Source organism: Sporosarcina jiandibaonis (assembly GCF_013184495.1).
Lineage (GTDB): Bacteria > Bacillota > Bacilli > Bacillales_A > Planococcaceae > Sporosarcina > Sporosarcina jiandibaonis.
In genome coordinates, this window is sequence record NZ_JAAOIY010000008.1 from 125937 (window position 1) to 132411 (window position 6475).

Below are 6475 nucleotides of genomic sequence, written 5' to 3' on the forward strand. Positions count from 1 at the left end.
CATTTTTAGTAACTTTCTTCGTTAAAATCGACATTTATTTTGACTTTATGGTGCTTATGAATCGAGACGATAAGTTTATCCAAATGTTCTAGCTGCTCCTCGTAATTCAAGATAGCGGAAAGAACGTGAAGTAGATGGTAGGATGAAAATTCTTCTTCTTCCTTGGTAAGTGCGATTTCTTTCGCGAAAATCTCTAATACTTCATGGCGCTGAATATAATCTTCATTTGTATCGGAAGACATGCTTTCAGGTTTTAACTTTCCAACAAATTTGAGGTGCAACTGTTCATGGTAGGTCAAAAGCGCATCAAGCCGTTCCTGCACCATCATTCGAAACTGCTCTGGCAAGTCGATGAGCTCATTTTCATATTTATGAATTCGTTGGAGTACTTCATAACTTCGTCTAGACGCTGCAATCATCTGACGATAAACAACAAGCTTTCTTCCTTTGGATCTCGAGATTTTTTTAAAGTAGCTACGTTCCTCTTTATAAAATAGAAACGTCTGCTCAATTGTAGCGAGCCTATCTTTTATTGTCTTCAGCGCCATTTTTGTTGCAATATGATCTGACGATTGCCTTCCAGCAATTCGAGTCCATCGAATAATTTCATCTTGGTTTTGATTAATCGATTGGAACAACTTGGTTTCGTATTTAGGCGGCAGAAAGAGCAGATTGACTAAAAAAGCTGCAAAGACTCCGACGAGCAATGTTGTAAATCTTAATACGGCATAGATTAGAAATTCATCGTTCTGGATTTCCATAATGGCGATCATCATTACGAGCGCCATCGAAATGGATGCTTCGAGCTTCAATTTATTCATAATCAAAATAATGATTACCGCGGCTAAGCCGATGACAACGAGTTGATGGCCGAATATAAGTACAAATGAAATTGCGATAACCGCGCCGATGATGTTACCTTGAACTTGCTCAACGATTCTTAAATAGGATCGGTAAATAGAAGGCTGAATCGCAAAAATTGCTGCGATTCCCGCGAATACTGTTTGCGGAAGTTGGAGTAATTCGGCTATGAATAACGCCAACACAATCGCAACACCGGTTTTAATAATGCGGGCACCAAGTCTCATGGAAATCTCCCTTTCTTAGTGGACAGTACTTTTTCGCTAATTTTCCCGATCAGTTATTCAGGGTAGCTGCAAGTTCCTCAAATGATTTATCAACCGCGGTAATTGTTTCGTTAATGATGGATTCCGTATGGGCAGTTGTTAAAAACCAAGCTTCATACTTAGATGGAGCAATGTTTATACCATTTTTCAATAACAGCTTGAAAAACTTCCCGAATACATCGCCATCTGTTGCTTCAGCTTGTTCATAGTTTTCAACTTTTACATCAGTGAAAAATAATGTCAGCGCTCCGCCTAGACGGTTCGTTGTCAACGTTATCCCATGCTTTTTAGCAGATGCTAAAATTCCTTCTTCAAGTATTGCCCCAAGTCGATCCATTTCATCGTAAATCCCTGGTTCTTGCAATACTTCCAAACAAGCAATGCCAGAAAGCATCGATGCAGGATTACCAGCCATCGTTCCCGCCTGGTATGCAGGTCCTAAAGGTGCAACTTGATCCATGATTTCTTTTCTGCCGCCGTATGCACCAATCGGCAAGCCGCCGCCAATAATTTTACCTAATGCAGTTAAATCAGGCGTTAGGCCAAGCATATCTTGCGCGCCGCCATAGTGGAATCGGAATGCTGTAATCACTTCATCATAAACAATAAGCGCGCCATGTTTCGATGCTAAATCATGCACAAGTTCCAAAAATCCTTCATTCGGTTCTACGATTCCGAAATTCCCTACAATCGGCTCGACAAGAATGCATGCAATTTCATCTCCCCATTTTTCCATGGCTTCCTTATATGCTTCCGGATTATTGAATGGAACCGTAATGACTTCTTCCGCGATAGATTGCGGAACGCCCGCTGAGTCCGGTGTTCCTAATGTTGCTGGGCCGGAACCCGCCGCGACGAGTACAAGATCGGAATGCCCGTGATAGCAACCTGCGAATTTCATTATTTTTGTTCGACCCGTGTAAGCGCGAGATACACGAATGGTTGTCATGACAGCTTCCGTGCCTGAATTGACAAAACGAACTTTATCCATCTTAGGCATCGCTTCTTTTAGCATTTTAGCAAACTTGACTTCATGTTGTGTCGGCGTACCATATAAAACACCAGTTTCAGCTGCATGCGTAATTGCTTTTGTAATATGCGGGTGCGCATGACCTGTAATAATCGGACCATATGCAGCTAGGTAGTCAATGTATTTATTTCCATCTACATCCCAAAAGTATGCGCCTTCCGCACGTTCCATGACCGTCGGAGATCCCCCTCCAACTGCATGATATCCTCTTGATGGGCTATTTACTCCACCTACGATATGTTCTGTTGCTTCATTATAAAGTGTTTCGGATTTTGTTCTGATCATTTTATTTCCTCCGTTCGTATCTATCTCCTCTATTCTAAACAAAATCCACTCGATACGCCAAAGAAATTGAAAGTAAAGGATGTGTCAAGTACCATTAATGTAGAACGTAAGTAATTGATTGGCCTGTACCTAAATTATAATGGAGGAATCGATGATGACAAAACTAGAAGGAAAACCAGCACCACAATTTACACTTCGCAATGAAAAAGGTGACAATGTCTCGCTTTCCGATTTTGCAGGGGAAAAGTATGTAGTATTGTATTTTTATCCGAAAGATGCAACGCCTGGATGTACAACACAAGCTTGCGACTTTCGGGACTCGTATGAGGACTTCAGTAAATTGAATGCAGTTATTCTGGGAGTAAGTCCCGATGATGAGGCTTCTCATACCAAGTTCATCGAAAACAAAGGATTACCATTCTCGCTTCTAGTCGATGACAATCATGAAGTCGCGGAAAAATATGGCGTTTGGAAATTGAAGAAGAATTTTGGACGTGAATACATGGGAATTGAACGATCCACATTTCTTATTAACCCAGCAGGGGAAGTTGTAAAAGAATGGCGTAAAGTTAGGGTGAAAGGTCATATTGACGAGGCGTTAACAACATTACAAGAAATCGTAAATGCCTAATTTCTAGGGGGAAGAAGGATGGAGATTTTATTTGCGTTTAAAATAAAAGAAAACGAAGAGTTAGCATTAATCGATGAGTTTCCATCAGTCTCATTTTATTTTAACGGTTCGATTGATGATAAAGAAATTGAAACTGCTGATGTTATTGTTACTTTCGGTAGCAATATTGATGTTGCGGTTCTAAATCGAGCTAAAGCGCTTAAGTGGCTGATGGTTGCGTCAGCCGGTGTTGAAAAAATGCCTTTACTCGAAATCGCGAAGCGTAACATATTGATAACAAATGTGCGCGGCATCCATAAGACGCCAATGGCCGAATCAGTTCTCGCACATATTTTAGCGCTGAAACGATCTATTCCCGAAATCTATGCGAACCAAGTGACGAAAAAATGGAGAACTAAATTTCATTCAACAGAACTGAATGGAAGTACTGCACTTATTTTGGGTCCAGGGGCTATCGGAGCTGAAATCGGTCGACTATTGCAAGCATTCGGGGTAAAGACTATTGGCTGTAATCGCACAGGACGAAGTGTTGAATCGATGGACGAAATCATAACGTATAATGAATTACTGAACAAGTTGCCAGTAGCTGATTTTGTCATATCAGTATTGCCAAGCACGCCAGAAACAAGAGGACTTTTAACTGCTAAGCACCTCGAATCGATGAAGGATACAGCCGTGTTTATGAATTTCGGTCGCGGTGATATTATTGACGAAAAAGTACTTGTGACAGCATTAAGAAACAACGTGATTGGGCATGCAGTACTTGATGTATTTGCAGCAGAACCATTACCAGAAAACCATGAATTATGGGCGCTCCCAAATTGCACAGTGTCTCCGCATATTTCTAGTAAGTCTGGAAAGTATATCGAAAGATCACTGATTGTATTTAAAAAGAACTTACAGATATGGCTAAAGAATGATAAGGATTTTATCAATGTGATTAATCCTGAGTCGGGCTATTAAGAAAAGGATAGGCATCGCTTTAGTTGACAAACACCGTCCTATTTCAGTAAACTAATTGTAATGATTACAAAGTAAGAATCTCTATAGGATTGAGGTGCATAGCGATGTCTGATGTCACGTTAAGAGGCGCGCTGGACACGTTGAAAGAAAATGGAGTGCGAATTACTCCGCAAAGACATGCCATTTTAGAATATCTCGTTACTTCTAAGTCACATCCGACGGCCGATGAAATATATAAATCACTTGCAAGTACCTTCCCTAACATGAGCGTTGCAACGGTTTACAACAATCTTCGTGTGTTTCAAGGCGTTAATCTTATAAAAGAGCTACCTTATGGCGACTCCTCTAGTCGTTTTGATTTTGTGACACACGATCATTATCATATCATTTGTACTGAATGCGATAAGATAGTCGATTTTCATTATCCCGGCTTGGAGGAAGTTGAACATCTTGCTTCCCATGTAACTGGGTTTCAAGTTAATGCCCATCGGATGGAAGTATACGGAACCTGTCCAATATGTGCAGGAAATGTTACTGAAACTCATTAAAAAACATCCAGCAAGTCTTTGCTGGATGTCTTTTTTATTTTCATTTGTTTTTTGTTTCTTGAACTTTTTTGTTTGATCGATTATACTTTTCGTCAAATTCCTTACCCTCTAGAGAAGGATCGAGTGTAAGTGGCTCGCGGCAATGACCGCACATGTCAACACGACCTAGCATTTTCGTTTGCCCGCCGCAATTCGGACAAACAATTTGAACGGCTCGGGTGGATAAAGTTCCAATCCATGCGTATACAACCGTACTAGCAAGAATTGCTAGAACGCCAAGCAACATAAAGATAATCATGATAATTTCATTTTTTCTAAAGAAGATACCCAGATACATAATGACCACGCCTATGAATATGAGTGATAAAGCAAATGATCTAATTCGATTTATTTTATTTTTATATGGTTTCATCGACAGTTACCTCCTTAATACATCCTCAATTACTATAGCATAAATTTATTTTAGACGAAATTTTTGATGCTTGAAAAAAGGATATAGTTGATGATTGTCGAAAGTTAAGCTGCAGGGAGGTTATGAGAGTGGAACAAGTATTAAGATCAATATACCAAGAACGTGCAAGTGATCCCGAAACACTAGGAGTCATTCTCGTAGAAAAAAGAAGAGAAGGGGATCCGATAACAGATATGTTTGACGCGATTCTCTTAATTATCACGGCAGATGATGAGATTCCCATTTATACAAAGCATTACACTTCAAGTTCTGGTATAGCGGCAATGCATGTTATCAGCAAGAGCCAATTGCAAAAATGGATATTAGTTGGTACTCAGAGAAAAGTGGTGGATTGGCTTTATTACGGCAAGATTTATTTTGACCGCAATGAGTATGTTGAAAAACTAAAAAGAGAATTACTAGAATACCCATTTATCGGTAGAAAGATAAAGATGGGGATTGAGTTATCCAGACTTATCAGGGCTTATATAGAAGGAAAGACTTTTTTTGAACATGAAAATTATATGGATGCCTATAACCACGTCGTTAATTCTTTGCATTATCTTGCTAGGTTGGCAATCATTGAAAAAGGCATCTCGCCAGAAGTGACGGTATGGTCTCAAGTTAAAAAACTAGACCCGGCAATTTATAAGCTTTATGAAGAATTGATTACAAGCGATGAACCTCTACAAAAACGACTTGAACTTCTATTTCTTGCAAGTGAATTCTTTATTCATAATAGGACTGCAGATGGTGCCCAACATATATTAGAAGTCATGGCTTCTAAAGAAAGCTGGGAAATCCAAGAGCTTCATGACCATGAAGAATTACGTATATACTCAATTGAATTAGAAGTTTTCATTGAGTTTCTAGTTGAAAAAGGTTTTATTAAAGTAATAGAAAGCATGTCGAAAAATGAAATGATAATGCATCGAGAATATCAAGTGAATTGAGAAAGGATTAATTTAATGGAGCAGTTTATCAATGCTCCATTAAATTTATGTTGACATCCTAGGTCATATCGTGTTATTCTATTGTTTGTCGCTTGAGAGAGAAATACGAACTAAATGTTTATGAAAATAGTTCTTGACTCTTTCGAATGAAGATGTTATATTTGAGAAGTCGCTTTTAGAGGACGTCGCAAATTAACGTATTGGGATGCGGTGGCAAATGCTACTATCTCAATTTAAGTTAAATAGAATAATGAACCTTGAAAACTGAACAGCAAAACGTCAAGATATAACGTTTCGTTAATTCGAAACAAAAACGAATCTTCGGATTCGAAGTCAGCAAAATGAAACTCGAGCTATTCAAGTTTCTCTATTATGGAGAGTTTGATCCTGGCTCAGGACGAACGCTGGCGGCATGCCTAATACATGCAAGTCGAGCGAACATTTATTGAAGCTTGCTTCTTTAAATGTTAGCGGCGGATGGGTGAGT

General features: G+C 39.2%; 7 protein-coding genes and 1 rRNA gene. 5 read left to right on the plus strand and 3 right to left on the minus strand.

All coding sequences use genetic code 11. The annotated features are described in order from the left end of the window. Positions 1-5 precede the first annotated feature (5 nt). Positions 6-1088: an FUSC family protein gene (locus G8782_RS17065; protein ID WP_172373459.1), complete on the minus strand. Its 1083-nt coding sequence runs from the start codon at positions 1086-1088 to the stop codon at positions 6-8. 49 nt (positions 1089-1137) lie between these two features. After that, positions 1138-2442: a glutamate-1-semialdehyde 2,1-aminomutase gene (locus tag G8782_RS17070; protein ID WP_172373461.1), complete on the minus strand. Its 1305-nt coding sequence runs from the start codon at positions 2440-2442 to the stop codon at positions 1138-1140. Between the two features lie 154 nt (positions 2443-2596). Between G8782_RS17070 and bcp the strand changes: the two genes are divergently transcribed. The 3 genes from bcp to perR all read left to right on the plus strand — a co-directional run bounded on the left by bcp (position 2597) and on the right by perR (position 4584). Then, positions 2597-3073 carry a thioredoxin-dependent thiol peroxidase gene (gene bcp / locus G8782_RS17075; RefSeq protein WP_172373463.1) on the plus strand — a complete coding sequence of 159 codons (477 nt, stop codon included), beginning with the start codon at positions 2597-2599 and terminating at the stop codon, positions 3071-3073. Between the two features lie 18 nt (positions 3074-3091). After that, complete coding sequence (locus G8782_RS17080) at positions 3092-4036, plus strand: D-2-hydroxyacid dehydrogenase (protein ID WP_172373465.1); 945 nt, start codon at positions 3092-3094, stop codon at positions 4034-4036. Positions 4037-4140: 104 nt separating this feature from the next. Then, on the plus strand, positions 4141-4584 hold the full coding sequence (gene perR, locus G8782_RS17085) for a peroxide-responsive transcriptional repressor PerR (RefSeq protein ID WP_172373473.1): 444 nt from the start codon (positions 4141-4143) through the stop codon (positions 4582-4584). A 40-nt stretch (positions 4585-4624) separates the two neighbouring features. Here perR and G8782_RS17090 read toward each other — a convergent pair whose 3' ends face one another. Next, the gene (locus G8782_RS17090) at positions 4625-4996 is read right to left on the minus strand and encodes a YgzB family protein (RefSeq protein ID WP_172373475.1); all 372 of its coding nucleotides are present in this window, start codon (positions 4994-4996) and stop codon (positions 4625-4627) included. Positions 4997-5124: 128 nt separating this feature from the next. Here G8782_RS17090 and G8782_RS17095 point away from each other — a divergent pair, with 128 nt between their 5' ends. Continuing rightward, on the plus strand, positions 5125-5988 hold the full coding sequence (locus G8782_RS17095; protein ID WP_172373477.1) for a nucleotidyltransferase-like protein: 864 nt from the start codon (positions 5125-5127) through the stop codon (positions 5986-5988). 369 nt (positions 5989-6357) lie between these two features. Then, positions 6358-6475, plus strand: a 16S ribosomal RNA gene (locus G8782_RS17100); the annotation flags it as partial.

What these genes read in the sequence shown, in the direction of transcription:
- G8782_RS17065 (WP_172373459.1), bottom strand. Translation starts at nt 1,088, where the DNA reads ATGAGACTTGGTGCCCGCATTATTAAAACCGGTGTTGCGATTGTGTTG.
- G8782_RS17070 (WP_172373461.1), bottom strand. Translation starts at nt 2,442, where the DNA reads ATGATCAGAACAAAATCCGAAACACTTTATAATGAAGCAACAGAACAT.
- bcp (WP_172373463.1), top strand. Translation starts at nt 2,597, where the DNA reads ATGACAAAACTAGAAGGAAAACCAGCACCACAATTTACACTTCGCAAT.
- G8782_RS17080 (WP_172373465.1), top strand. Translation starts at nt 3,092, where the DNA reads ATGGAGATTTTATTTGCGTTTAAAATAAAAGAAAACGAAGAGTTAGCA.
- perR (WP_172373473.1), top strand. Translation starts at nt 4,141, where the DNA reads ATGTCTGATGTCACGTTAAGAGGCGCGCTGGACACGTTGAAAGAAAAT.
- G8782_RS17090 (WP_172373475.1), bottom strand. Translation starts at nt 4,996, where the DNA reads ATGAAACCATATAAAAATAAAATAAATCGAATTAGATCATTTGCTTTA.